Below are 24413 nucleotides of genomic sequence, written 5' to 3' on the forward strand. Positions count from 1 at the left end.
TCACCGCCCTTAAGAGCAGTGGATTACCTGTGGGAGCGGGCGTGCCCGCGAATGCTATGGTGCAGAAAATGAGAAACCCAACCTTTGCCCCCCTGCTTTGCCTCCCTCTCACGCTGCTGGCCGCCGAACGCGACGACGCCCTCAAGCTCCCCGACGTACTCATTAGCGCCAGCCGCCAAGTCGAATCACGCACAGCCACCAGCGCCGCCAACACCGTCTTCACCCGCACCGACATCGACCGCCTGCAACCCACCAGCGTCACCGACCTGCTCGCCCGCGCGCCCGGCGTACAAGTGGCCCCGACCGGTGGACGCGGCAGCCTGCCGGGCATCTTCATCCGCGGCACCAAGGCCGCCCAAAGCCTGGTGCTGGTCGATGGTATGCGCATCGCCAACGCCACCTCCGGCGACAGCGGCCTGCAGTTTCTAGACGTCGACCAGATCGAGCGTGTCGAAGTGCTGCGCGGCTCGCGCTCGGCGGTGTATGGCAGCGATGCCATTGGCGGGGTGATCCAGATCTTTACCCGCCGTAGCAATGGCCCCGGCCTACAGCCGCGCCTGCGCATGGCCGCTGGCAGCAACCAGACATTCCAACGCAGCGTGGGCCTTGCTGGTGGTAACGGGGCGACCCGGTTCAACCTTGGCGCTAGCCTGGATGAAACCGCCGGTATCGACTCGACCGGACCGTCTTTCACCAGCGATGGTGACCACGATGCCTACCGCAACAAGTCGCTGAACCTGAGCCTGAGCCACACTTTTGACGAGCGTTTCGAGGCCGGCCTGAACCTGCTCGATAGCCGCGGCCGTAGCGAGTACGACAACCCGTTCGGCGGTTTCGACCCGGTCACCTTTGAAAGCTTCGGGCAAAAGCCCTACACCGATTTCAGCGTCAGCAGCCTGGGCAGTTACTTCGATGCCCAGCTTACCGACACCTGGCATTCACGGCTGGAACTGGCCCACAGCGAAAACCGTGACGACAAACGCGACAAGCTCAGCGCCGAACGCTTTGTGTTCAACACCTACCGGGACCAGGTCACCTGGCAGAACGACCTTGCGCTGGGCGAGCAACACAGCCTGCTGCTCGGCGGCGACTGGTACGAAGACCGCGTGCACGCCAGCACCGATTTCACCGAGGACAGCCGCTGGAACCGTGCCGCCTTCCTCCAACACCGCTACCGGGGCGAGCAGTTTTCCACCGAAGTGGGCGTGCGCCATGACCGTAACCAGCAGTTCGGCGGCCAGACCACCTGGAGCGGCAGCCTGACCGTACCGTTGAATGCGCAGAACGACGTGCTGCTGTCCTACAGCGAAGGCTTTCGGGCGCCAACCTTCAATGACCTGTATTACCCCCAGTTCAGCAACCCGGACCTGGATCCCGAACATTCCAGAAGCTACGAGCTGCAATGGCGCAGCCAGCTGACAACAGACAGCCGCCTGGAAGCCTCGCTGTACCGCACAGATTTGCGCGATGCGATCGTGTTCGGCCAGGACTCGATACCGCGCAATGTCGCCTCGGCGCGCATCAACGGCTTCGAAATGGCCTTGGCGCAACAATGGGGGGCGTGGCGCAGCCAGTTGGGCCTGGCACTGATCGACCCACGTGACCGCGACAGCGGCCACACCCTCGCCCGCCGTGCCCGCCGCACACTGAGCCTGGACCTGGACCGTGAACTGGGCCGTTTCAGCGTGGGGGCAAGCTGGCAAGCGGTCAGCAGCAGCTATGACGATGAAGCCAACCGCAACCGCATCGGCGGCTATGGCCTGCTCGGTTTGCGCGGTAGCTGGGCAGCCACGGATGAAGTGAAACTGGAAGCAAAGCTGGATAACCTGCTGGACCGCGCCTACAACCGTGCCCTTTATAGCTATGAAGGCGCCTACCACCCGTACCGCGAAGAGGGCCGCACACTGCTGTTCAGCGTTACCTGGACGCCGGCGCTTTAGCCGCGAGCAACGCGCACAAGCGGGCGGTGGCTTCGATCATCTGCCCGCTGGGCCGCTCTAGCCCCTTGTCGGGCACCACCAGCAGGCGGCCATCGGCAACCGCACGCAGTTGCGGCCAGGCCTTCCAGCTCGCCAGCTGTACTTGATCGCCCGCCAGGATGACCTGCGGATTACGCAGCAGTACAGACTCCACGTTCACCTGCGGCGCTGGCTGACTGAGGTCGGCGAACACATTGCGCGCCCCGCACACGGCCAAGGCGTCGCTGACCACCTGCCGGCCACCCAAGGTGTACAACGGCCGATCCCACACTTGATAGAACACCTGCAAGGGCTCGTCTCGCCGGTACTGCTGGCGCAACTGCTGCAGCCGATTGCGCAGGGTTTGAGCGTACGCATGGCCTTGCTCGGCACGCCCGATGCGCCCGGCAATGGCCTCGATCTGTTCAATCAGTTGCTCGATGTCATGGGGTTCGGCACTGAAAGTGGCAATGCCCAGGCGCTTGAGCTGGTCGCGCTGGGCGGGCGGCACGCTGCCAGGCCACAGCAGCAACAGGTCGGGGCGCAGGCTGAGCAGGCGCTCCATGTCCAGTTGCCCTTGGCGCCCGACCGAGGGCAGGTCGCGCAGCGCCGCCGGCCGTTCGCCACCGTCGAGCACACCCACCAGCAGGTCGTCGGCCTGCAGCTCGAGCATGATTTCGGTCATCGACGGTGCCAGACTGACGACCCGCATGGGTTCAGCGGCCAGTGCGGTGCAGGCTACCAGCACCAGAAGGCCAGCCAGCAGACGCATTAACCGAGCTGACGCGGAATGCGATAGAGGTACAGCACCACCACGGTGGACAGCGCCAGCAGGATCTGCGGCACCGCTTCGAGGCCGACCAGCACCGACAGCGCGGCAACCCAGGCCGGAAAGCAGGCGTACAGCATGGCCATGCGCCGAACCCGCGCCAGTTCGATCCAGGCGGCGGGCTCTTCGCCCGTGCCAAGTACCTTGGAAGTGGCGATCAGCGCACGCTTGTAAGCCCCGAAACGCGGCAGGCTGAGGAACATGGTCGCCGCGCCGGCAATGAACAGTGGCATGGCCAGCACCGGGATCAGTGCGTCACCGCCACCAAAGGCCCAGGCCATCACCGGCAGCGGCACCAGGCCCACTGCCAGGTACTGCCACCAGGCCAGCGCCAGGCGCTGCTTGACCTCGGCGCGGGTCACGCCTGGGGCGCCTCGCCCTGGTGTTCGTTGCCCAGCATGTGGCCCAGTTTGCCGGCCTTGGTCGCCAGGTAGTAGCGGTTGTGTGGGTTGTGGCCTGTGTGCAGCGGCACACGCTCGGCAACCACGATGTTCATGTCGGTCAGGGCTTTGACCTTGCGCGGGTTATTGGTCATCAGGCGCAGCGACTTCACGCCCAGGTGTTCCAGCATCGGCAGGCACATGGCGTAGTCACGCTGGTCGGCGGCAAAGCCCAGGCGCTCGTTGGCTTCGACGGTGTCGGCGCCGCCATCTTGCAGCTCGTAGGCGCGGATCTTGTTCAGCAAGCCAATGCCACGGCCTTCCTGGCGCAGGTACAGCAGCACGCCACGGCCTTCACGGGCGATGGCCTGCAGTGCGGCTTCCAGCTGCGAACCACAGTCGCAACGCTGGCTGAACAGGGCATCGCCGGTCAGGCACTCGGAGTGCAGGCGCCCCAGCACCGGCTGGCCGTCCGCGATGTCACCCAGGCTGAGCACCACGTGCTCACGGCCAGTGGCTTCGTCGAGAAAGCCATGCATGGTGAAGGTCGCGAAGGGAGTCGGGAGTTTAGAGGCGGCAACAAAGACGACGGGCACGTTGTGCTCCTGGAATAAGTTGAAAATTTCTCGTGGGCCGATTGTATCAGCCAGTTGCAGGCTGTGGGCGGGCTGAATACGGTGGGTTAAGATCGAAAAGTTCGATGCTTAGCAGCGATGATGGGGCCAAAAGCGCCCCTCTCTCAATGGGGGCGACTGTCCGCAGTGAACGGATAGGGCTGCTTCCAATGTTCGAAAATCGGCTTCAGCTCGCCACTGCGCACCAATTCGGCCATGCGCTTGTCGAACAGGTTGCGCAGGGCCTTGGCCTGGTCGCTTCGGGCAAAAGCCAGGTACAGCGGAAGTTCGGCCACATGGGTACGACGGAAGCGCTCGGGCTGCGAAGACTGGCTCAGCACATAATCGACTTCGGTCTGTGCATCGATGTAGAAGTCCACACGGTCATGCTCGAGCATCGGCAAGATGCCTTCGCGGCGCTGAATCTCACGAAACTCATGCACATCCGGCAGGTAGCTGCCGTAGTCATAGCCTCGTACCCAGGCCAGGCGGTATTTGCCAACGTTCTCTGGAGTCGGCACAGGCTTGCTGGCTAGCCCCAGGGCGTAGATATGGTCCATGTCGAAGTGCCAGCGCGGGTACAGATTGTCGTCGTTCTCGTCCTTGTACGAGCCGACCCAGGCATCGGCTTCGCCGCGTTTGACCAGCCCGATTGCCCGGCTGTAGGGCGCGGTCTGGGTCACCACCTTGACCCCGGCCGGCTCGAACACCTTGCGTAGCACGTCCCAGGCGACCCCGCTACCGTCGGCGTTGGTGTAATCAAGCCACTCCTCGCTGACCAGGTGGATCTGCTTCGGCACACCGTCAGCAGCGTTCACCCACGGGGCAACACTCAGCAGCATTGCCAGCAGCACAGTCCTTATGGCCATTCATGCGCTCCCTGTTTCAGGCAACCGCCCACACCAGAACCTGCATGCCCAGCCACGCGAACACGCCGGCCAGGATATCGTCGAGCATGATGCCGACGCCCCCGTGCACATGACGGTCGATCCAGCGGATCGGCCACGGCTTGAGGATGTCGAAGAAGCGGAACATCAGGAACCCTGCCAGCAGCCACTGCCAACCTTCCGGCACCAGCCAGAGGGTGATCCACATGCCGACAATCTCATCCCAGACAATGCCTTCATGGTCGTGTACGCGCAAGTCATTGGCGACTTTGCCGCACAACCAGAAGCCAAACAGCATGCTCACGCCGAGCAGCAGCCAGTACCCCCAGTCGGGTAGCATCTGCCACAACGGGATGAACGGTATGGCCACCAGCGAACCCCAGGTGCCCGGGGCCTTGGGCAAGGTGCCGGACCCGAAGCCGAAAGCGATGAAGTGCCACGGGTTGCGCCAGACCGAAGGCGGAACGAACTCCGCAGGCACCTGGTTGGGGTGATCGGTCACGGTGTCTCCCTAAAGTGTTGATAGCCCCGCTGAACGGGGGTAATGTCCCGGCCCTGCGCGTCGCGCAAGGTTACGCCCTGCCCTTCGAGCACGCGGCCAATGGTGTGCACCTCGACGAAACCGAGGTTGGCCAAGGGCGGCAGCGCCTCAGGTGGCAGCGTGAAGGCCAGCACGTAATCGTCGCCACCCGCAAGCGCAGCCTGCACTGCCGCCTCGCGGCCGAGGAACGCCTCTACAGCAGGAGACACTGGCACCTGGGCCAGGTTCACCTCCAGCGCCACGCCGGACGCCTTGGCGATATGCCCACAATCTGCGAGCAGGCCATCGGAGATGTCCAGGGCAGCGGTAGCCTGGCCGCGCAGGAGCGTGCCCAGGGTGAGCTGCGGCATCGGCGACCAGTAATGGGCAAGCAGCGGCTCAGCCAGTTCGGCGGGTGCCTCGCGCTCACCCAGCACCAGCGGCAATGCACCGGCGGCCTTGCCCAGCACACCGCCGACGCACAGCAAGTCGCCTGGCCGTGCACCGCTGCGGCGCAACGCCTGGCCAGCCGGCACGCGGCCGAACACGGTAACGGTGATGCTCAGCGGCCCCCGGGTGGTATCCCCTCCGATCAGGCTCATGCGGCAGCGATGGGCCATGCGGCTTATGCCGTCCGCATAGGCGGCCAGCCAGTCTGGGCCAACATCCGGCAGGGTCAGGGCGAGGGTGAAGCCGATTGCGGTCGCGCCCATGGCCGCCAGGTCACTGGCCGCCACGGCCAACGAGCGCTGGCCCAGCAGAAGCGGATCGCAGACCGCAGGAAAGTGCACCCCGGCGACCAGGGTATCGGTCGACACCGCCAGTTGCTCGCCTGGGGGAAGCTGCAGCAGGGCGCAGTCGTCACCGATCCCCAGTGCCACGCCCTCGCCGCCCTGCGCACAGGGCGCGGCGGCGAAGTAATGGTTGATCAGCTCGAACTCACCCATGGGCAGGCAGCGCCGGAATCAGCGCTTGTTCGCCTTGACTTCTGCTTCACGCAGGGCCGGAGCGAGCTTGTCCAGCACGCCGTTGACGAACTTGTGGCCATCGGTGGCACCGAAAACCTTGGCCAGCTCGACACCTTCGTTGATCACGACGCGATAAGGCACATCGACGCGCTTGATCAGTTCCCAGGTGGACAGACGCAGCACGGCCAGTTCGACCGGGTCGAGCTCTTCCAGTGCGATGGTCATGCAAGGCACCAGCGCCTTGTCGATTTCGCCCTTGATTGCCGGGACCCCATGCAGGATCTCGCGGAAATAGGCACCGTCGACATCGGTGAAATCGTTATCCACCCGGAACTGCGCTTCGATCTCGTTCAGCGAATGCTGGGCCATGTGCCACTGGTAGAGGGCCTGGGTCGCGAGCTTGCGGGCTTCGCGGCGCTTGGCGCTCTTCGAGGGCTTGCCGGCATCCGCAGGTTTTGGATCGCGCGGGTTGAAACGATCGCTTTCGTCGCTAATCACTTGGCCTCCAACTGCGCCAGCAGGCTGACCATTTCCAGAGCGGACAGGGCAGCTTCAGCACCTTTGTTGCCGGCCTTGGTGCCGGAACGCTCGATGGCTTGCTCGATGGAGTCGACGGTCAGTACGCCGAAGGCCACCGGAACACCGAACTCCATGGACACCTGGGCCAGGCCCTTGGTGCATTCGCCCGCCACGTATTCGAAGTGCGGGGTACCACCACGGATCACGGCGCCCAGGGCAATGATCGCGTCGTAGGCGCCTTGCTGGGCGACCTTCTGTGCCACTAGCGGGATTTCGAATGCACCCGGGGCACGGATGATGGTGATGTCGCTTTCGCTGACACCGTGGCGTACCAGGGCATCAACGGCACCGCTTACCAGGCTTTCGACGACGAAGCTGTTGAAGCGGCCAACCACCAAAGCATAGCGACCTTTGGGGGCGATGAAGGTACCTTCGATGGTCTTCAGGGTCATTCCGATATTCTCATCTTCAAGAGCGAGGCCGCATGCTGGCGGCCTCGACAGGGGTATGGACTCGAGCTGGAGGGCGTCACTGCCGCCTCAAGTCACTCGGAGGGCACGTATTCTACAACTTCCAGATCGAATCCGGATATCGCATTGAACTTCATCGGCGAACTCATCAGGCGCATCTTGCGCACACCGAGGTCCCGCAGGATCTGCGAACCGGCACCCACGGTGCTGTAGGTGGTCGGTGCCTTGGCCGGCGCATCGCCCGCGCTTTCGCGGATGTGCGCCAGCAGCACGTCGCCGTCCAGCGGGTGGCCCAGCAGCAGCACCACGCCGCTGCCGGCCTCGGCCACGGCAGCCATGGCCGCACGCAGGCTCCAGCGGCCCGGTTGCTTGACCAGCAGCAGGTCGCGCAGCGGGTCCATGTTGTGCACGCGCACCAGGGTCGGCTCTTCAGCGCAGATCTTGCCCAGGGTCAGGGCCATGTGCACGTCGCCTTCCACCGCGTCGCGGTAGGTGACCAGGTTGAACTCACCCAGCTCGCTTTCCACCGGCTGCTCGGAGACGCGCTGCACAGTGCGTTCGTGGATCATGCGGTAGTGAATGAGGTCGGCGATGGTGCCGATCTTCAGGCCGTGCTCGGCGGCGAACACTTCCAGTTCCGCGCGGCGCGACATGGTGCCGTCGTCGTTCATCACTTCGCAGATGACGCCGCTTGGCTCGAAACCGGCCATGCGCGCCAGGTCGCAGGCGGCTTCGGTGTGGCCGGCGCGGGCCAGGGTACCGCCAGGCTGGGCCATCAACGGGAAGATGTGGCCTGGGCTGACAATGTCTTCGGCCTTGGCATCCTTGGCGGCGGCAGCCTGCACGGTGCGGGCGCGGTCAGCGGCGGAAATGCCGGTGGTGACGCCTTCGGCGGCTTCGATCGACACGGTGAACTTGGTGCCGAAGCCCGAGCCGTTGCGCGGCGCCATCAGCGGCAGCTTCAGCGTTTCGCAACGCTCGCGGGTCATCGGCATGCAGATCAGGCCACGGGCGTGCTTGGCCATGAAGTTGATGTGCTCGGGCAGGCAGCACTCGGCTGCCATGATGATGTCGCCTTCGTTTTCGCGGTCTTCGTCATCCATGAGGATGACCATTTTGCCCTGGCGGATGTCTTCGACCAGTTCTTCGATGCTGTTGAGCGCCACGCGGCACCCCCTTCTCAATCAGGATTTCAAGAAGCCGTTGGCGGCCAGGAAGCTTTCGGTAATGCCACTGCCCTTGCTCGGTTCAGCGGCCTTGTCACCCAGCAGCAAGCGCTCCAGGTAACGGGCCAGCAGGTCGACCTCAAGGTTTACCCGACGCCCTGCGCGGTAGTCGGCCATGATGGTTTCGGACAGGGTGTGCGGGACAATGGTCAGCTCGAACTCGGCGCCATTGACCTCATTGACCGTCAGGCTGGTGCCGTCGACGGTGATCGAACCCTTGTGGGCGATGTACTTGGCCAGTTCCTTGGGTGCACGCACGCGGAACTGGATGGCGCGGGCGTTATCGCTGCGCGAGATGATTTCACCAACCCCGTCGACGTGGCCGCTGACCAGGTGCCCGCCCAGGCGGGTGGTGGGGGTCAGGGCCTTTTCCAGGTTGACCTTGCTGCCACTCTTGAGGTCGATGAACGCGGTGCGCTTGAGGGTTTCGACGCTGACGTCGGCCCAGAAGCCGTCACCCGGCAGTTCGACAGCGGTCAGGCACACACCGTTGACGGCGATGCTGTCGCCGAGCTTGACGTCACCCAGGTCGAGCTTGCCGGTTTCGACGTAGACGCGCACGTCGCCACCCTTGGGGGTGAGGCTGCGGATGGTGCCGATGGATTCGATGATGCCGGTGAACATGGGGTCTTCCTCAAAAACGGTTTGCACGGGGCAAGCCCGGCATTATACGCCGGGCGCCGGCAGGGGGATGGCCGTGACCCGCCAGTCATCGCCCACTGCGCGCATTTCGGTAATTTTCAGCCGCGGTGCTTCGCTCATCTTGTCCAGCGGCCAGTCCAGCAACGGGCGGGCGTTGGAGCCGAGGAAAGTGCCGGCGACGAACAGCTGGAACTCGTCGACCAGGCCTTGCCGGGCAAAAGCACCCACCAGGCCCGCACCGGCTTCCAGCAGGATTTCGTTGACGCCACGGGCCGCCAGGGCTTGCAGCAGCGCAGGCAGATCGACCTGGCCATTGTCACCCGGCAGGCTGAGCAACTCGTGGCCGGCAGCGGCATAGCGCGGGTCATCTGCGACAGCCGTCACCACCAGCACCGGGCCGGCCTGGAAGAACGGTGCATCCAGTGGCAGGCGCAGGCGGCCATCGACCAGCACGCGCAGCGGTGGGCGGCTGAGCGCCAGGGCGGTGGTTTCGGGGTCGAGGCCCAGCTCGTCACCGCGCACGGTCATGCGGGCGTTGTCGGCCAGCACACTGGCAGCGCTGGTCAGCACCACGCTGGAACGGGCGCGCAGGCGCTGCACCGCAGAGCGGGCAGCCGAGCCGGTGATCCACTGGCTTTCGCCACTGGCCATGGCGGTGCGGCCATCCAGGCTCATGGCCAGTTTGGCGCGCACGAACGGCAGGCCATGTTCCATGCGTTTGAGAAAGCCCGGGTTGAGTGCGCGGGCATCGGCTTCGAGCACGCCGCTGGCCACTTCGATTCCCGCCTCCGCCAAACGCCGCAGGCCTTGCCCCGCCACTTGCGGGTTAGGGTCCTGCATGGCGGCCACCACCCGCGCCACACCGGCCTTGACCAGCGCTTCGGCACAGGGCGGCGTGCGGCCATGGTGGCTGCACGGCTCCAGGGTGACGTAGGCGCAGGCACCGCGGGCACGCTCACCCGCCTGGCGCAGGGCATGCACTTCGGCATGCGGCTCGCCGGCGCGCACGTGCCAGCCTTCGCCGACCACTTCGCCGTCGCGCACGATCACGCAGCCTACACGCGGGTTCGGGTGGGTGGTGTACAGGCCTTTGCGCGCCAGCTCCAGCGCGCGGGCCATATAGTGGGCGTCAAGGATGGCGGCTTGGCTGGGCATGTTCACTCTTTAGCTGGCTCACGGGCCAGGCGGTCGATTTCTTCGCGGAACTCGTCCAGGTCCTGGAAGCGCCGGTACACCGAGGCAAAGCGGATATAGGCCACTTCGTCGAGCTTGCGCAGCTCGGCCATGACCATTTCACCCACCACCAGCGATTTAACTTCGCGCTCGCCAGTGGCGCGCAGCCGGCTCTTGATGTGCGCCAGGGCTGCTTCCAGGCGCTCGACGCTGACCGGGCGCTTCTCCAGGGCCCGTTGCATGCCGGCACGCAGCTTGTCTTCGTCGAAGGGCTGGCGTGTGCCGTCCTGCTTGATCAGCCGGGGCAGCACCAGCTCGGCGGTTTCGAAGGTGGTGAAACGCTCGCCACAGGCCACGCATTCGCGGCGGCGGCGCACCTGCTCGCCCTCGGCGACGAGGCGAGAGTCGATGACCTTGGTGTCGTTGGCACCGCAAAAGGGACAGTGCATGGTGGCAGGCAACAAAAAAAGGGAGGGCCATGGTAGCGCATTGCACTGGCAAGACAAGCCAAAGGGGTTAACATCCATGGGAATTCTGCCCGCGAAGGACTACCCCATGCACTACCGAGCGCTCGTCGTGCTGTGCTGCGCCGCCCTGCTCGCCGCTTGCGGCAGCGACAGGCCCAAAACCGATACACCTGCGGCGCCCACGCCAGCCCGCGCGGCCAAACAGGCCGAAGTACTCGGCCCGTTGCCGGCCTACCAGCGCGAACTGAGTGGCACCTTGCTGGAAATCCCGGCCGGTGCCGACGTGGAGCTTGCCTTGCTGGTCATCGACGAACGCGACCGCCCGCAACGCCTGCTGGCCAGCAGCAACCTGACCGGTACCGGCCAGGCCCTGCCCTACCACCTGCGCTTCAACCCCGAGGCCTTCCCGGCCGGTGCGCGGGTCGAGCTGCGTGGCCGGGCCAGCAGCTCCGGCCAGCTGATCATGCACCTGCCACCGGTGCGCATTACCCAAGCCCAGACCCAGGCCACCGGCCCGCTACGTTTCGAGAAGGCGCCGTAAGTGGCTCCGCTGGCCCTGCAACAGGCCCTCAGTGGCCTGATCGGCGAAGCGCGCCTGGTGGTCAGCGAGCTGCCCGGCTGCGACCTGAATCTGTGGCTGATCGACCACCAGAACATGGACCGCGCCTTCAGCAGCGAAGAAACCCGGCGCATTCTTGAAGAGCCGCCCTACTGGAGCTTTTGCTGGGCCAGCGGCCTGGCCATGGCCCGCTACCTGGCCGAACGCCCTGAATGGGTGGCAGGCAAGCGCGTGCTGGACTTTGGCGCCGGCTCCGGAATCGCCGGCATTGCCGCCGCACGCGCGGGTGCGCGGGAAGTGGTGGCCTGCGACCTCGACCCGCTGGCCCTCGATGCCTGCCGCGCCAATGCCGCGCTGAACGGGATTGAGCTGAACTACAGCAGCGACTTCTTTGCCGAAGACGACCGTTTCGACCTGATCCTGGTTGCCGATGTGTTGTACGACCGCGCCAACCTGCCGCTGCTGGATGCCTTCCTCTGTCGCGGCCGCCAGGCGTTGGTGGCCGACTCGCGGGTACGCGACTTCAGCCACCCGCTGTACCAGCAGTTGGGCGTGCTCGAAGCGCTGACCCTGCCAGACCTGGCCGAGCCACACGAATTCCGCAGGGTCAGCCTGTACCACGCCAGCCGCGACACCTTATAGTGGTGCCATACACGAGTTTGCGAGAGTCGCGATGACCCAAGATACGCCTTACATTTTCGACGCTACAGATGCCACCTTCCAGCAACTGGTGATCGAGAACTCCTTCCACAAGCCGGTGCTGGTGGACTTCTGGGCCGAGTGGTGTGCGCCGTGCAAGGCGCTGATGCCATTGCTGGCCAAGATCGCCGAGGGTTACCAGGGCGAGTTGCTGCTGGCCAAGATCAACTGCGACGTGGAGCAACAGGTGGTTGCCCAGTTCGGCATCCGCAGCCTGCCGACCGTGGTGCTGTTCAAGGACGGCCAGCCGGTTGACGGCTTTGCCGGTGCCCAGCCGGAATCGGCGATTCGCGCCATGCTCGAACCGCATGTGCAGATGCCTGCCGCACCTGCAGCTTCGCCACTGGAACAGGCCAAGGCGCTGTTCGCCGAAAGCCGCTTTGCCGAAGCCGAAGCGCTGTTGCAGGCGCTGCTGGGTGAGGACAACAGCAATGCCGAGGCGCTGATCCTGTACGCCCGCTGCCTGGCCGAGCGTGGTGAACTGGGCGAGGCCCAAGTGGTGCTGGATGCGGTCAAGACTGATGAGCACAAGGCTGCACTGGCCGGTGCCAAGGCCCAGCTGACCTTCCTGCGCCAGGCAGCCAGCCTGCCAGAAGTGGCGGACCTGAAAAGCCGCCTGGCACAGAACCCACAGGATGACGAAGCGGCTTACCAGCTGAGCATTCAGCAGCTGGCGCGTCAGCAGTATGAGGCGGCACTGGAGGGGTTGCTGAAGCTGTTCCAGCGTAACCGTGGCTATGAGAACGGGCTGCCGCAGAAGGCGTTGCTGCAGGTGTTCGAGTTGCTCGGCGGCGATCACCCGCTGGTTGGCGTGTATCGCCGCAAGCTGTCGGCGGCGATGTTCTGAGAATGCCGGGGGCCGCTTTGCGGCCCCAAAATTCTGACCCTTTTACCCCACCCAGTGATAAACCGGCGCATCCACGCCACTTTCCACTTTCACTTCACTGCTGTGCCGCAAGCGCACCAGCAGCCGCTTGCCCGCCGCCGCACTCCCCGCCAGTCCCTCCAGCCTGTCCAACAATTCCGGCCCGCTCATCTGCCCCGCCAGGCGCAACACCTCACGTGCGGCAGTCCATTGCCCATCATCCTGTCTCGATGCCGCCACGGTTTGCGTTGCTGCGGCCTGCGCCACCACTGGCACCTCAACCTGCCGCCCCAACTGCGCCCACTCCTCAGGCGCCAACTCGATGGTCAGGTCCACCGGCCAGTTACCAATCTGTCCACGAATTCTCATGATGCATTCCTTGAACCCAGGTCAATGCACCCATGCTACCGCAACATGAAACCTGTGCCACGCAGGCTGGCGGCGCGCAGAAAAGTTGTTATAACATAACTCATTCCTTCAGCCCGCCCCGGAGCCGTCCATGCGTCGCCTGCTGCTTGCCCTGCCCTTCGCCTTGCTGCCACTGGCCGTGGCCCATGCCCACGATGACCATGATCACGACCACGCCCATGGCACCCTCGGCGCCCACGAGCATGGCGTCGCCAAGCTCAACGCCGTGCTCGATGGCAATACCCTGGAGCTGGAACTGGACAGCCCGGCAATGAACCTGGTCGGCTTCGAACATGCCGCCAACAGCGACGCCGACAAGACCAAGGTCGCCGCCGTGCGCCAGCAGCTCGAACAACCCCTGAAGCTGTTCGGCCTTTCTGCTGCCGCTGGCTGCAAAGAGGATCAGCGAGAACTGGAAAGCCCGCTGTTCGGTGACGCCCCGAAAGCCGACGAAGATGGCGACGAACATGAGCACGGCCACCAGCACAGCGACATCGGCGCCCACTACCAGCTGACCTGCGCCAACCCCGACAAACTGGCGCAAGTGGACCTCGCGCCGCTGTTCAAGGCCTTCCCGGCCACCCAGAAGATCAACGTGCAACTGATCGGCCCGAATGGCCAGAAAGGTGTGGAAGCCACGCCGGCCAAGGCAGCGGTCGCTTTCTGAATGAGCCAGTCGCTGATCGAACTGCACGACCTGGTATACGCCTGGCCAGGTCAGCCGCCGCTGCTGGATATTCCGGCCTTCCACCTGGACACGGGTGAAGCCCTGTTCCTCAAGGGCCCCAGCGGCAGTGGCAAGACCACCTTGCTGGGCCTGCTGGGCGGCGTGAACGTACCGGCTCAGGGCCGCATCCAGTTGCTTGGCCAGGACCTTGGCAGCCTGGGCCAAGGGGCGCGTGACCGCTTCCGCGTCGACCACACGGGTTATATCTTCCAGCAGTTCAACCTGCTGCCGTTCCTGTCGGTACGCGAAAACGTCGAACTGCCCTGCCGCTTCTCAAGCAGCCGCAAGGCCCGCGCCGAGCAGCGCCATGGCAGTGTCGACCAGGCAGCCAGCACGCTGCTGGCCCACCTGGGGCTGGATGACTCCGGCCTGCTCGCCCGCCGCGCCGACAGCCTGTCGATCGGCCAGCAGCAACGGGTGGCCGCCGCCCGCGCACTGATCGGCCAGCCCGAGTTGGTGATCGCCGACGAACCGACCTCGGCGCTGGACGCCGATACCCGTGAAGCGTTCATCCGCCTGCTGTTCGAAGAATGCCGCGCCGCCGGTGCCAGCCTGCTGTTCGTCAGCCACGACCAGAGCCTGGCGCCACTGTTCGACCGCCACCTTTCCCTGGCCGACCTCAACCGCGCCGCCAAGCCCCGGGAGGCCTGATGTACCTGCTCCGCCTTGCCTTGGCCAGCCTGGCCAACCGCCGTTTCACCGCCTTCCTCACCGCGTTTGCCATCGCCCTGTCGGTGTGCCTGCTGCTGGCCGTGGAGCGCGTTCGCACCGAGGCCCGCGCCAGCTTCGCCAGCACCATCAGCGGTACCGACCTGATTGTCGGCGCCCGCTCCGGCTCGGTGAACCTGCTGCTGTATTCGGTATTCCGCATTGGCAACGCGACCAACAACATCCGCTGGGACAGCTTCCAGCACTATGCGCAGGACCCGCGGGTGAAGTGGGCGATCCCTATCTCGCTGGGCGACTCGCATCGCGGCTACAGGGTGATGGGCACCACGACGGATTACTTCGAGCATTACCAATACGGCCGCCGTCAGCACCTGGAATTGAGCCAGGGGCGTGAGTTCGCCAGCGACCCGTTCGAGGTGGTACTTGGTGCCGAAGTCGCCGAGGCATTGCACTACAAGCTGGGCGACAAGCTGGTGCTGGCCCATGGCGTGGCAGCGATCAGCCTGGTCAAGCATGACGACAAGCCGTTCACCGTGGTTGGCGTGCTCAAGCGCACCGGCACACCGGTCGACCGCACACTGCATATCAGCCTGGGCGGCATGGAAGCCATCCATATCGACTGGCACAACGGCGTACCGGCCCGTGGCGCCGGGCGCATCAGTGCAGAGCAGGCACGCACGATGGACCTGCAACCTGCCGCCATAACCGCGTTCATGCTGGGCCTGAACAACAAGATCGCGACGTTCAGCCTACAGCGGGAAATCAACGAATATCGCAGCGAGCCGCTGCTGGCGATCCTGCCTGGGGTGGCCCTGCAAGAGTTGTGGAGCCTGATGGGCACGGCGGAACAGGCGTTGTTCGTGGTGTCGCTGTTCGTGGTGCTGACCGGCCTGATCGGCATGCTCACGGCCATTCTCACCAGCCTCAACGAGCGCCGGCGAGAAATGGCAATCTTGCGTTCGGTCGGGGCCAGGCCGTGGCATATCGCGGGGCTGCTGGTGCTGGAGGCACTGTCACTGGCGGCGGTCGGGATCGTGGCCGGACTGGGCTTGCTGTATGCGGGTATCGCCGTGGCACAGGGGTATGTGCAGGCCAACTATGGGTTGTATTTGCCGCTGGCCCTACCGAGTGCCCATGAGTGGACGCTGCTGGCTATCATCCTGGGGGCGGCGTTGCTGATGGGGAGCGTGCCAGCTTGGCGGGCCTACAGGCAGTCGCTGGCCGACGGCCTGTCCATTCATCTTTAAGAGCCTGTAATGATCAGAAACCTCACTGCCGTCTTCGCGGGCAAGCCCGCGAAAAGGCCGGCAATGCACATGCTGCTGACCCTGTTGTTGCTGGTAGCGATGCCTCTATGGGCCGCCGAGCCCAAAGAGCTGGACTGGCCCGCCCTGATCCCCGAAGGCGCCCCGGTCATCCCGCCGCAATTGGCGCCGTTGCATGACATGTCACAGCTCAGCAACGCCCTGTCTGCCGAATCCGCCCCACCCGCGCGCCAGCAGGCCCCCGACGCGCCGGTGGTAAAAAGCCTTGATGGCCAGCAGATCAAGTTGCCCGGCTACATCGTGCCCCTGGAGGTCAGCGAGGAAGGCCGCACCACCGAATTCCTGCTGGTGCCTTACTACGGCGCGTGCATCCATGTGCCCCCACCACCGTCTAACCAGATCGTGCATATTTTCAGCGAAATGGGCGTGCGCATCGAAGACCTCTACCAGCCCTACTGGATCGAGGGAAAGATGCAGGTTAGAGCCTCCAGCAGCGAACTGGCCGATGCCGGTTACCAGATGGAGGCCGAGAAAATCTACGCATATGAGCTGAGATGAGAACTGTTTCGAATTCATGAAGACGCTTCTTTGAGCTGGGTCAAACTTTCTGTTTAACCAGCTCCGTACCATTGGACTACTCGATTAATAACGTCCTTTGGGAGCTTCCATGAACAAGTCCTTGCTCGGCGCCTCGCTTGTGGCCCTTGCGCTCGCCGCCCCTGCCGCCCACGCCTACCAGGCAGGGGACATGATTTTGCGCGCAGGCGCCATTACCACTGCCCCGAACGAGAGCAGCGGCGACCTGAAGTTCGACGGCAACAAGGTGTCGGGCACCAAGGCGACCCTGGACAGCGATACCCAGCTGGGCCTGACCTTTGCCTACATGCTCACCGACCACATCGGCCTGGAGCTGCTGGCAGCCACCCCGTTCAAGCACACCGTGGGCGTAAAAGGCCTGGGCGGCGGGCTGGACGGCAAGCTGGCAGACATCAAGCAACTGCCACCGACCCTGTCGCTGCAGTACTACCCAATGGAGCCGAACTCGCGCTTCCAGCCGTACGCCGGCGTGGGCATCAACTACACCCTGTTCTTTGACGAAGACTTGAGCAGCGCACGCAAGCAACAAGGCTTCAGCAACCTCAAGCTGCAAGACTCGGTCGGTATTGCCGGCCAGCTGGGCATGGACTACATGCTCACCGACAACCTGCTGGTCAACGCCTCGGTCTGGTATGTCGACATCGACACCAAGGCGAGCGTCAACGGCCCGACCGCACTGGGCTACAGCAAGACCAAGGTCGACGTAGACGTCGACCCGTGGGTGTACATGGTCGGCCTTGGCTACAAGTTCTGACCGGAACACGGCAGGGCGGCTTCGGCCGCCCTTTCTCGTTGCAGCCACAGCCAGTACCCCAGCGCGACCGCACTGATGGCCATGCCAAGCCCACACACCGCAGGCCACCCCCATCGGGCATACACGCCGCTCGCCAGCACCGCACCCAAGCCGCTACCGACCGAGTAGCAGCACATATAAGCACCAATCAATCGGCTAGCCATCGCACCACGCCCTGCCAGCAACACGCTCTGGTTGGTGACATGCACTGCCTGCACGGCGAAGTCCAGCATCAACACACCTAGCACGAAGACCATCAGCGACTGCCCGACAAAGGCGGTGGGCAACCACGACAGCGTCAGCAACGCCAGCGCCAGCCCGGTGGTGCGCGCTCCCAGCCCCAGGTCGGCCAAGCGTCCAGCGCGCGCTGCCGCCAACGTACCCGCCACGCCTGCCAGACCGAACAGGCCAATCTCGGTATGGCTCAACGCCAATGGCGCAGCGCTGAGAGGCATGACCATGGCGCTCCACAGCACGCTGAACGCGGCGAAGATCAATACGCCGAACACACCGCGCTGGCGCAACAGCCTGTCGTGCCGAAACAAGCGGAATTGGGACACGATCAGCGCCCGGTAACCGGGACGCTGCACCAACGGCTGCCCGCTTGGCAAACAGCACCACAGCACCAACGCCAGTATCAGCAACAGCACTGCGGCCACTAGATAAACACTGCGCCAGCCGGCCAGGTCAGCCACCCCACCCGCCACCAGGCGCGCCAACAGAATGCCCAGCACCACGCCGCTCGTGACGGTGCCTACCGCTTGCCCTTGCTCACCAGGCGAGGCCAGGCTGGCGGCATGCGCCACCATCACCTGCACCATCACGGCCATCAGCCCGGTGATGGCCAGTGCCAGCAGCAGCATAGCCCAGTTTGCCGCCATGCCGACGCCGACCAGCGCCAAGGCCGAGAATAGCAACTGGCCGAGCAACAGGCGTTTGCGGTCGATCAGGTCCCCAAGCGGCACAATCAGCAACAGCCCCAGGGCATAGCCCGCCTGGGTTGCACCCACTACCCAGCCAATCTGCTGCTGTGCCACACCCAGTTCGGCGGCCATCGATTCGAGCAAAGGTTGGGCGAAGTACACCGTCGCCACCGCCATGGCGCTGGTGATGGCAAGCAGCAGGGTTATCCAGCGTGTCATCGGGATGGCCTCAACAATGTAGTTTCGAATTGAAACCACTTATGGCTATTTAGCAAAAGTGGTTTTAATCTGCAACCAGACATTCAGGACAGGCCTGCAACATGCTCGATGAAAACAATGCGCAATGCCCGGTAGCCCGTGCCCTGGAGGTACTGGGTGACCGCTGGGCACTGATGATCCTGCGCGATGCCTTCGATGGCCTGCGGCGTTTCAGCGAATTTCAGAAGAACCTGGGGCTGGCGAAGAACATCCTCGCCTCACGGCTCAAGCTGCTGGTGGAAAGTGGGTTGCTGATGACGCAGCCCGCTTCGGATGGCAGTGCCTACAAGGAATATGTGCTGACCGAGAAAGGGCGCTCGGTGTTTCCTGTGGTGGTGGGCCTGAGGCAGTGGGGGGAGCGGTTTTTGTTTGAAGCGGGTGAGGTGCGTTCGGAGCTGGTCGATGCTGTCAAAGGGCAAGCTATCGAGAACTTGCAGGTACGAGCTTTGGACGGGCGGGTACTGAAGGCCGAAGATTGCCTGCGCCGAGTGGTGCGGCATGGATGATTCTGGGGCCGCTTAGCGGCCCCAGCGTTTTCAGCTTTTACCCAGAAGCCGCGCCAGCCCTTCAACCATTGGCGTCGCCTGCGGGAAATCGAACCGCGCCAGCAAGCGCTGGTTATCCGCCCGCGAATGGCGAATGTCACCCGAACGCGCCGCCACATAGCTAATCGCCGGCAAGCTCCCCACCACCTTCTCCAGCGCCGCCAGCAACTGGTTCAGCGAAGTGGCCTGGTTGAGGCCGATGTTCACCGCGCCCTCCTCCACCTGCGGCTGTTCCAGCGCCTGTACCATCACCTGCACCAGGTCACCCACGTAAAGAAAGTCGCGGGTCTGTTCGCCATCACCGAAGACGGTGATCGGCAAGCCCTGCACCGCGCGCTCGCAGAAGATGCTGATTACCCCGGAATACGGCGAAGACGGGTCCTGGCGTGGCCCGAAGATATTGAAGAAGCGGAACACCACCGGCTCCAGGCCATGCTGACGACGGTAGAAGTCCAGGTATTGCTCACTGGCCAGTTTGTCCACGGCGTAGGGGGTCAGCGGCGCCTTGGGCGTGTCTTCGGCAATCGACTCGCCCTCGCCATTGTTGCCGTACACCGCTGCACTTGAAGCAAACAGCACCCGGCGCAGGCCATGCACGCGCATCGCTTCGCACACGTTAAGGGTGCCGATGAAATTGCTCTGGTGTGTGCGCACCGGGTCTTCGACCGAGGCCTGCACCGAGGCCACTGCCGCCAGGTGCACCACGGCACTGCAGCCGGCTGCGGCCTGGGTGACCAACCCGGCATCGGCAACATCGCCTTCGATCAGCTCCAGCCGTGGGTGGTCGACCTGCAGGTTACTGCGCCGGCCAGTGGAAAAGTCATCGAGAATGCGTACGGCGTAGCCTTTGTCCAACAACGCATCGCACAGGTGGGAGCCAATGAAGCCGGCACCGCCGGTGATCAGGATGGGGGCGTCAGCCATGGCGGTAGAACCGGTCCAGTAGAGGCGGCAGGCCGGCGCGCCAGGCACGCGGCTTGATGCCGAAGGTATGAAGGATTTTCTTGCAGGCCAGTACCGCGTGCTGCGGCTCTTCGCTGGCATCCGGCCGTGCGGCATGAGCCTGCGGCGTTGGCGCCTGAACCGCGAGCTGGCGGTACTGGCCCGCTTCGGCAAGGATCGCCTGGCCTAGCGCCAGCGGCGTGGTCGCCTCGTTGCCGGCGTAATGGTAGGTGCCCCACAGCGGCGCACTGCAATCGAGCTGCTTGAGCACCGACAGGATCACCCGCGCAGCATCGTCGACAGGTGTCGGGTTACCACGCCGGTCATCGGCCAGCAGCAGCTCTTGCGGTTGCTCGGCACGGGTCAGGAAGCGGCCCAGCGACCCGTCGATGCTTTCGTCGAGCAACCAGCCAAAGCGCAGTAGCACATGCTGCGGGCAGGCCGCACGCACGCTCTGTTCGATGCGCCACAACGCCTGGCCACGCAGGCCCAGCGGCACTGGCTCGTCCTTTTCGCTGTAGGCCGTGGCCCGCGAACCGTCGAACACGCGGTAGCTGGAAGGCTGTACCAGGGTGATCTGGTGGTGCTGGCACAGCTCTGCGAGCCGCTCTACTGCCCGCTCCTGTTGAGCCAGGCGCTGTTCGCTGACCGACTCGGCCTGGAACCAGTCGAAGTAATAGGCCAGGTTGACCACGGCGTCGGGGCGGTGATCGTCGAGCAACTGGGTGAGGCTGGCCGGCGTCCAGCCGTTTTCGGGCGGGCGCGGCGCCAGGAATGCGATGTCCTCCTCGGCCCCAAGACGAATCAGCGCTTGCCCGAGGGCATTGCCACCACCCAACAGCATTAGGCGCATACGCATAGAGTCAGCAGATCCGGAGAGGTTGATGAAGGAAAGGGGTCATTTTGCGGTTTCCTCTGCGGGAAGTCCAACCACAGGCCTTATTCAGTTGCCTGCATGGCCTCTGTGGGAGCGGGTTTACCCACGAAGAGGCCAGTACAGGCGCTACATCTATTCAATCTCAAACAAACTGTTGCGCAGTGGCCCAACGCTCAAACGCTCACGCACATCGTCATCTATACGTGGATCATCCGGCCGGTACAGTTTTACCTGCCGATAGGCATTGATGCGATTGATCTCTTCCCCCAGATACTCCCACACCACCCGGGTACAGGCCGGGTTGCGTCGGTCGCCGCTGGACACTCCAGCCTTCAGGCCATTCAGGCGGGTGATGCGGCTTTTGAAGCTGGGGATGAGGATGGTCTGGCTCATTTCGTTGTACGTGAGCGACTCGTAGTCGATCAGGAACAGCCGGTCCTGCAACTGGAACGCAGCCCCCAGGTAGCGGCAGCGTACCTCGGCGTGCTGGTCGGTGGTGCTGGAGCGTTCCTGGCGTTCCTGGCGCTCGAACAGGAAGCGGCCGCGCTCCTCCCACAGGTGCACCAGCGACACCAGGATGGTGCCCGGCACCGACATGCAGTTGGAATACTCGAAGTAGTAACCGCAATAACGCGACAGGTTGCCGGCGTGGTCGTGCAGCGGACGGAACAGTTCGCTGATCGGGTCGCTGGGCTGGTCGGCCAGCGTCGACACCCGTGCGCCGATGAGCCTGGCGAACTGCTCGGCCGGCAAATTCAGTTCGTAATCCTCGACGCCGAAGAAGTCACCGATGCGCTTGAGGTTGTAAGCCGTCGGACGGCTCTGCCCGCTCAGGTACTTGTTGAACTGTGCCCGGTTGATCGACAGCTGTCGGCAAACTTCGGAAATAGAGCGGTAGTGGCTGCAAGCCAGCTTGAGGTTGGTAGCGAAATGATCGCTCATGTGCGGGACCCAGGTGACGCGAATGACGCCATTGTAGCATCAAGTCGCGCCAACTGAGACCAACCCGCGAAATTGTAACCACTCTTGTCATGGCCAACCATGCGCCCCAACGAATAGCGGTGCGCCTGCCGTCCGCTGGTCTTTCCACACGAAGAATAAGAATCGAGGTCATTCTCCAATGCTCGAAGTACTCAACGATTTCCTCTCGGGGAAACTCCTCATCGTGCTGATCGTAGGGCTGGGTAGCTACTTCACCATCCGCTCCCGATTCGTTCAGTTCCGCCATTTCGGCCACATGTTCGCCGTGTTCAAGGAATCGCTGCGTGGCCAGGCAGGCCAGCTGAGCTCCTTCCAGGCCCTGATGCTGAGCCTCGCCGGCCGCGTTGGCGCAGGTAACATTGCCGGTGTCGGTATTGCCGTGACCCTGGGTGGCCCAGGTGCCGTGTTCTGGATGTGGGTCACCGCATTGGTGGGCATGTCCAGCAGCTTCTTCGAATGTACCCTGGCCCAGGTGTACAAGCGCGCCGATGGTGACGGCCTGTACCGTGGCGGCCCGGCCTACTACATCCAGCATGGCCTGAACCGCAAAGGCATGGCCATCGTGTTCTCGATCCTGCTGCTGGTCACCTACGGCTTCGCCTTCATCGGCCTGCAGTCGTACACCGTGACCCACTCGCTGCAGAACGCCTTCAACTTTGCCCCGAGCCAAACCGGTATTGTCCTGGCCGTGCTGCTGGCAATCACCTTCATCGGCGGCATCAAGCGCATCGCTGCGGTGTCGGACCTGCTGGTACCGGTCAAGACCCTGGCCTACATCGGGGTGACCCTGTACGTGATCGGCACCCAGATCGAACACGTGCCAGCCATGCTGGAAACCATCTTCAAGAGCGCCTTCGGCCTCGACCCAGCCTTCGGCGGCCTGCTCGGCAGCGCCATCGTCATGGGCGTGAAGCGTGGCGTGTTCGCCAACGAAGCGGGCCTTGGCAGTGCGCCAAACGTCGCTGCCGTGGCTGCGGTGAAACACCCGGGCGCCCAGGGCGTGGTCCAGGCCTTCAGCGTGTTCCTCGACACCTTCGTGATCTGCACCTGCACCGCGCTGCTGATCCTGCTGTCGGGCTTCTATACCCCGGGCTTCGAGGGTGACGGCATTGTCCTGACCCAGAACTCGCTGGCCGCCGTGGTCGGTGACTGGGGCCGTGTGTTCGTCAGCGTGGCACTGTCGCTGTTCGTGTTCACCTGCATCCTCTACAACTACTACCTGGGCGAGAATAGCCTGCAGTTCCTCACCCGTAACCGCGTGGTACTGATGGTGTTCCGTGGCCTGGTGCTGGCACTGGTGGTCTGGGGCTCGATGCAAGACCTGTCGACCGTGTTCGCCTTCGCCGACATCACCATGACCTGCCTGGCCTTCGTCAACCTGGTGGCCCTGGCCCTGCTGTTCAAGGTCGGCCTGCGTGTGATGCGCGACTACGACGAGCAGCGCAAGGCGGGTATCCAGCAGCCGGTGTTCGATTCGACCAAGTTCGCCGACCTGGACCTGGACCGCAATGCCTGGCCTGCCAATCCGCAGGCGGAAACAGCCACTGACAAAACAGTCGGCCAAGCGCAGCCTCAGCGCTGATACGCTGCCCTGCCCAGCCGCCCCTTCTGCGGGCGGCTTTTCTTTCTCCGCTCACCGCTACGGATGTTCTCCATGCGTGCCGTAAAGAATCTTCTCGTTCTCTATACCGGTGGCACCATCGGTATGCTCGAAACCCCGGAAGGCCTGGCGCCAGCCGGTGGTTTTGAAGCACGGATGCGCGAGCACTTCGCGCACATGGCCGATGCGCCCCAGCTGCAATGGACCCTGCAGGAACTGAACCCGCTGCTCGACAGCGCCAACATGCAACAGAACAACTGGCTGGCGATGCGCGATGCCATTGTCGATGCGGTGGATGTGGCGGGCCATGACGGCGTGCTGGTGCTGCACGGCACCGACAGCATGGCGTACAGCGCTGCGGCATTGTCGTTCCTGCTGCTGGGGCTGCCGGTTCCGGTACTGCTGACCGGCTCGATGCTGCCGGCGGGTGCCGCTGACAGCGATGCGTGGGCCAACCTGTGTGGTGCGCTGCGCCAGTTCGAACATGGCCTGGAAGATGGCGTGCGGCTCTACTTCCATGGCCAATTGCTGCATGGCTGCCGGGCCTCGAAGCTGCGCAGCGAGGCGTTCGATGCCTTTGCGGCGCTGCCGCGCCATCGTGATGGTGAGCATGCCGACATGATCCCTGCCGAGCTGGGCTACAAGCAGCCGCGCAAGCCGGTCAACCTGGCGGTCGTGCCGGTGTTCCCGGGGCTGCAGGCCGGGCACTTGCAAGGCTTGATCGACAGTGGTGTGCAGGGGTTGCTACTGGAATGCTACGGCAGCGGTACCGGCCCATCGGATGACCAGGCATTGCTGAATGTACTGAGCGCGGCGCGCCAGCGCGGTGTGATGCTGGCGGCTATCAGCCAGTGTCCTGAAGGTTCGGTGGTGTTCGACACCTATGCGGCGGGCAACCGCTTGCGCGGTGCCGGATTGGTCAGTGGTGGCGGCATGACCCGTGAGGCAGCGCTGGGCAAGATGGTTGCGCTGTTGGGGGCGGGTTTGGATGTGGATGCTGCAGAGCAGTGGTTTGCTCTGGACCTGTGCGGGGAACGGGCCTGAACAGGCGA

The 24413-nt window shown here is 64.0% G+C and carries 29 protein-coding genes; 12 read left to right on the forward strand and 17 right to left on the reverse strand.

The annotated features are described in order from the left end of the window. Positions 1–68: 68 nt before the first annotated feature. Positions 69–1940 carry a TonB-dependent receptor domain-containing protein gene (locus B9A31_RS25240; protein ID WP_025754618.1) on the forward strand — a complete coding sequence of 624 codons (1872 nt, stop codon included), beginning with the start codon at positions 69–71 and terminating at the stop codon, positions 1938–1940. On the opposite strand, the gene B9A31_RS25245 is transcribed toward B9A31_RS25240, so the two are convergent. From B9A31_RS25245 to nrdR, 12 genes are all read right to left on the reverse strand, one after another. After that, entirely contained in the window at positions 1918–2730 is an 813-nt protein-coding gene (locus B9A31_RS25245; RefSeq protein WP_016715359.1) for a cobalamin-binding protein, read from the reverse strand. The two genes, B9A31_RS25240 and B9A31_RS25245, sit on opposite strands and share 23 nt — an antisense overlap. Next, positions 2730–3149 carry a hypothetical protein gene (locus tag B9A31_RS25250; protein ID WP_016715358.1) on the reverse strand — a complete coding sequence of 140 codons (420 nt, stop codon included), beginning with the start codon at positions 3147–3149 and terminating at the stop codon, positions 2730–2732. The genes B9A31_RS25245 and B9A31_RS25250 overlap by 1 nt, the downstream gene beginning before the upstream one ends. Continuing rightward, positions 3146–3763, reverse strand: coding sequence for a GTP cyclohydrolase II (gene ribA / locus B9A31_RS25255; protein WP_012270291.1), 618 nt, complete (start codon positions 3761–3763; stop codon positions 3146–3148). Before ribA ends, B9A31_RS25250 begins: the two co-directional genes overlap by 4 nt. A gap of 143 nt (positions 3764–3906) precedes the next feature. Beyond that, the gene (locus B9A31_RS25260; protein WP_019097890.1) at positions 3907–4650 is read right to left on the reverse strand and encodes a substrate-binding periplasmic protein; all 744 of its coding nucleotides are present in this window, start codon (positions 4648–4650) and stop codon (positions 3907–3909) included. A 16-nt stretch (positions 4651–4666) separates the two neighbouring features. Then, entirely contained in the window at positions 4667–5170 is a 504-nt protein-coding gene (locus tag B9A31_RS25265) for a phosphatidylglycerophosphatase A family protein (RefSeq protein WP_003255391.1), read from the reverse strand. After that, positions 5167–6135 carry a thiamine-phosphate kinase gene (gene thiL, locus B9A31_RS25270; protein ID WP_084297504.1) on the reverse strand — a complete coding sequence of 323 codons (969 nt, stop codon included), beginning with the start codon at positions 6133–6135 and terminating at the stop codon, positions 5167–5169. Before thiL ends, B9A31_RS25265 begins: the two co-directional genes overlap by 4 nt. An 18-nt stretch (positions 6136–6153) precedes the next feature. Continuing rightward, positions 6154–6654: a transcription antitermination factor NusB gene (gene nusB, locus B9A31_RS25275; protein WP_003255393.1), complete on the reverse strand. Its 501-nt coding sequence runs from the start codon at positions 6652–6654 to the stop codon at positions 6154–6156. Then, positions 6651–7127 carry a 6,7-dimethyl-8-ribityllumazine synthase gene (ribE, locus tag B9A31_RS25280; protein WP_003255395.1) on the reverse strand — a complete coding sequence of 159 codons (477 nt, stop codon included), beginning with the start codon at positions 7125–7127 and terminating at the stop codon, positions 6651–6653. Before ribE ends, nusB begins: the two co-directional genes overlap by 4 nt. 92 nt (positions 7128–7219) lie before the next feature. Beyond that, entirely contained in the window at positions 7220–8311 is a 1092-nt protein-coding gene (ribBA, locus tag B9A31_RS25285; protein ID WP_016484697.1) for a bifunctional 3,4-dihydroxy-2-butanone-4-phosphate synthase/GTP cyclohydrolase II, read from the reverse strand. 18 nt (positions 8312–8329) lie between these two features. Next, complete coding sequence (locus B9A31_RS25290) at positions 8330–8995, reverse strand: riboflavin synthase (protein WP_003255399.1); 666 nt, start codon at positions 8993–8995, stop codon at positions 8330–8332. 42 nt (positions 8996–9037) lie between these two features. Further along, positions 9038–10168: a bifunctional diaminohydroxyphosphoribosylaminopyrimidine deaminase/5-amino-6-(5-phosphoribosylamino)uracil reductase RibD gene (ribD, locus tag B9A31_RS25295; RefSeq protein WP_025754616.1), complete on the reverse strand. Its 1131-nt coding sequence runs from the start codon at positions 10166–10168 to the stop codon at positions 9038–9040. Between the two features lie 2 nt (positions 10169–10170). After that, positions 10171–10635: a transcriptional regulator NrdR gene (nrdR, locus tag B9A31_RS25300; protein ID WP_009685710.1), complete on the reverse strand. Its 465-nt coding sequence runs from the start codon at positions 10633–10635 to the stop codon at positions 10171–10173. Positions 10636–10741: 106 nt separating this feature from the next. On the opposite strand from nrdR, the gene B9A31_RS25305 reads away from it, so the two are divergent. Genes B9A31_RS25305 through trxA form a run of 3 tightly spaced genes read left to right on the forward strand, consistent with a single transcriptional unit; the run spans position 10742 to position 12758 of the window. Beyond that, positions 10742–11194, forward strand: coding sequence for a YbaY family lipoprotein (locus tag B9A31_RS25305; RefSeq protein WP_019096521.1), 453 nt, complete (start codon positions 10742–10744; stop codon positions 11192–11194). Beyond that, complete coding sequence (locus B9A31_RS25310) at positions 11195–11854, forward strand: class I SAM-dependent methyltransferase (protein WP_084297505.1); 660 nt, start codon at positions 11195–11197, stop codon at positions 11852–11854. A gap of 31 nt (positions 11855–11885) precedes the next feature. Then, the gene (gene trxA / locus B9A31_RS25315; protein ID WP_016715351.1) at positions 11886–12758 is read left to right on the forward strand and encodes a thioredoxin; all 873 of its coding nucleotides are present in this window, start codon (positions 11886–11888) and stop codon (positions 12756–12758) included. A gap of 42 nt (positions 12759–12800) precedes the next feature. On the opposite strand, the gene B9A31_RS25320 is transcribed toward trxA, so the two are convergent. Beyond that, entirely contained in the window at positions 12801–13145 is a 345-nt protein-coding gene (locus B9A31_RS25320; RefSeq protein ID WP_016715350.1) for a hypothetical protein, read from the reverse strand. A gap of 130 nt (positions 13146–13275) precedes the next feature. Here B9A31_RS25320 and B9A31_RS25325 point away from each other — a divergent pair, with 130 nt between their 5' ends. The 5 genes from B9A31_RS25325 to B9A31_RS25345 all read left to right on the forward strand — a co-directional run bounded on the left by B9A31_RS25325 (position 13276) and on the right by B9A31_RS25345 (position 17196). Further along, positions 13276–13851, forward strand: a complete 576-nt coding sequence (locus tag B9A31_RS25325; protein WP_084297506.1) for a DUF2796 domain-containing protein — start codon at positions 13276–13278, stop codon at positions 13849–13851. Next, positions 13852–14562: an ABC transporter ATP-binding protein gene (locus B9A31_RS25330; RefSeq protein ID WP_016715348.1), complete on the forward strand. Its 711-nt coding sequence runs from the start codon at positions 13852–13854 to the stop codon at positions 14560–14562. It abuts the gene before it with no gap. Further along, the gene (locus B9A31_RS25335; RefSeq protein WP_027609836.1) at positions 14562–15827 is read left to right on the forward strand and encodes an ABC transporter permease; all 1266 of its coding nucleotides are present in this window, start codon (positions 14562–14564) and stop codon (positions 15825–15827) included. Before B9A31_RS25330 ends, B9A31_RS25335 begins: the two co-directional genes overlap by 1 nt. A gap of 63 nt (positions 15828–15890) precedes the next feature. Then, entirely contained in the window at positions 15891–16403 is a 513-nt protein-coding gene (locus B9A31_RS25340; RefSeq protein WP_026020315.1) for a DUF3299 domain-containing protein, read from the forward strand. A 109-nt stretch (positions 16404–16512) separates the two neighbouring features. Then, positions 16513–17196 (forward strand): OmpW/AlkL family protein, encoded by a 684-nt coding sequence (locus B9A31_RS25345; protein ID WP_014589498.1) that lies wholly within the window; start codon positions 16513–16515, stop codon positions 17194–17196. Here the strand turns inward: B9A31_RS25345 and B9A31_RS25350 are convergent. Continuing rightward, entirely contained in the window at positions 17184–18377 is a 1194-nt protein-coding gene (locus tag B9A31_RS25350) for an MFS transporter (RefSeq protein ID WP_027615787.1), read from the reverse strand. The genes B9A31_RS25345 and B9A31_RS25350 overlap by 13 nt on opposite strands. Before the next feature lie 101 nt (positions 18378–18478). Between B9A31_RS25350 and B9A31_RS25355 the strand changes: the two genes are divergently transcribed. After that, positions 18479–18922, forward strand: coding sequence for a winged helix-turn-helix transcriptional regulator (locus tag B9A31_RS25355; RefSeq protein WP_019096680.1), 444 nt, complete (start codon positions 18479–18481; stop codon positions 18920–18922). A 30-nt stretch (positions 18923–18952) separates the two neighbouring features. Here the strand turns inward: B9A31_RS25355 and B9A31_RS25360 are convergent, their stop codons facing one another. From B9A31_RS25360 to B9A31_RS25370, 3 genes are all read right to left on the reverse strand, one after another. Then, complete coding sequence (locus tag B9A31_RS25360; protein ID WP_016715344.1) at positions 18953–19885, reverse strand: NAD-dependent epimerase/dehydratase family protein; 933 nt, start codon at positions 19883–19885, stop codon at positions 18953–18955. Next, positions 19878–20762: a sugar nucleotide-binding protein gene (locus tag B9A31_RS25365; RefSeq protein ID WP_019096681.1), complete on the reverse strand. Its 885-nt coding sequence runs from the start codon at positions 20760–20762 to the stop codon at positions 19878–19880. Before B9A31_RS25365 ends, B9A31_RS25360 begins: the two co-directional genes overlap by 8 nt. Before the next feature lie 150 nt (positions 20763–20912). Further along, a complete protein-coding gene (locus B9A31_RS25370) occupies positions 20913–21722 on the reverse strand; it encodes a helix-turn-helix domain-containing protein (RefSeq protein ID WP_016715339.1) in 810 nt (269 codons plus the stop codon). A 178-nt stretch (positions 21723–21900) separates the two neighbouring features. Between B9A31_RS25370 and B9A31_RS25375 the strand changes: the two genes are divergently transcribed. Both B9A31_RS25375 and B9A31_RS25380 read left to right on the forward strand, forming a co-directional pair. Then, positions 21901–23343: an alanine/glycine:cation symporter family protein gene (locus B9A31_RS25375; protein ID WP_019096683.1), complete on the forward strand. Its 1443-nt coding sequence runs from the start codon at positions 21901–21903 to the stop codon at positions 23341–23343. Between the two features lie 63 nt (positions 23344–23406). Further along, a complete protein-coding gene (locus B9A31_RS25380) occupies positions 23407–24405 on the forward strand; it encodes an asparaginase (protein ID WP_177325295.1) in 999 nt (332 codons plus the stop codon). Positions 24406–24413 lie beyond the last annotated feature (8 nt).

Source organism: Pseudomonas sp. URIL14HWK12:I5 (genome assembly GCF_900176445.1).
In the GTDB taxonomy this organism is placed as follows: Bacteria; Pseudomonadota; Gammaproteobacteria; order Pseudomonadales; family Pseudomonadaceae; genus Aquipseudomonas; species Aquipseudomonas monteilii.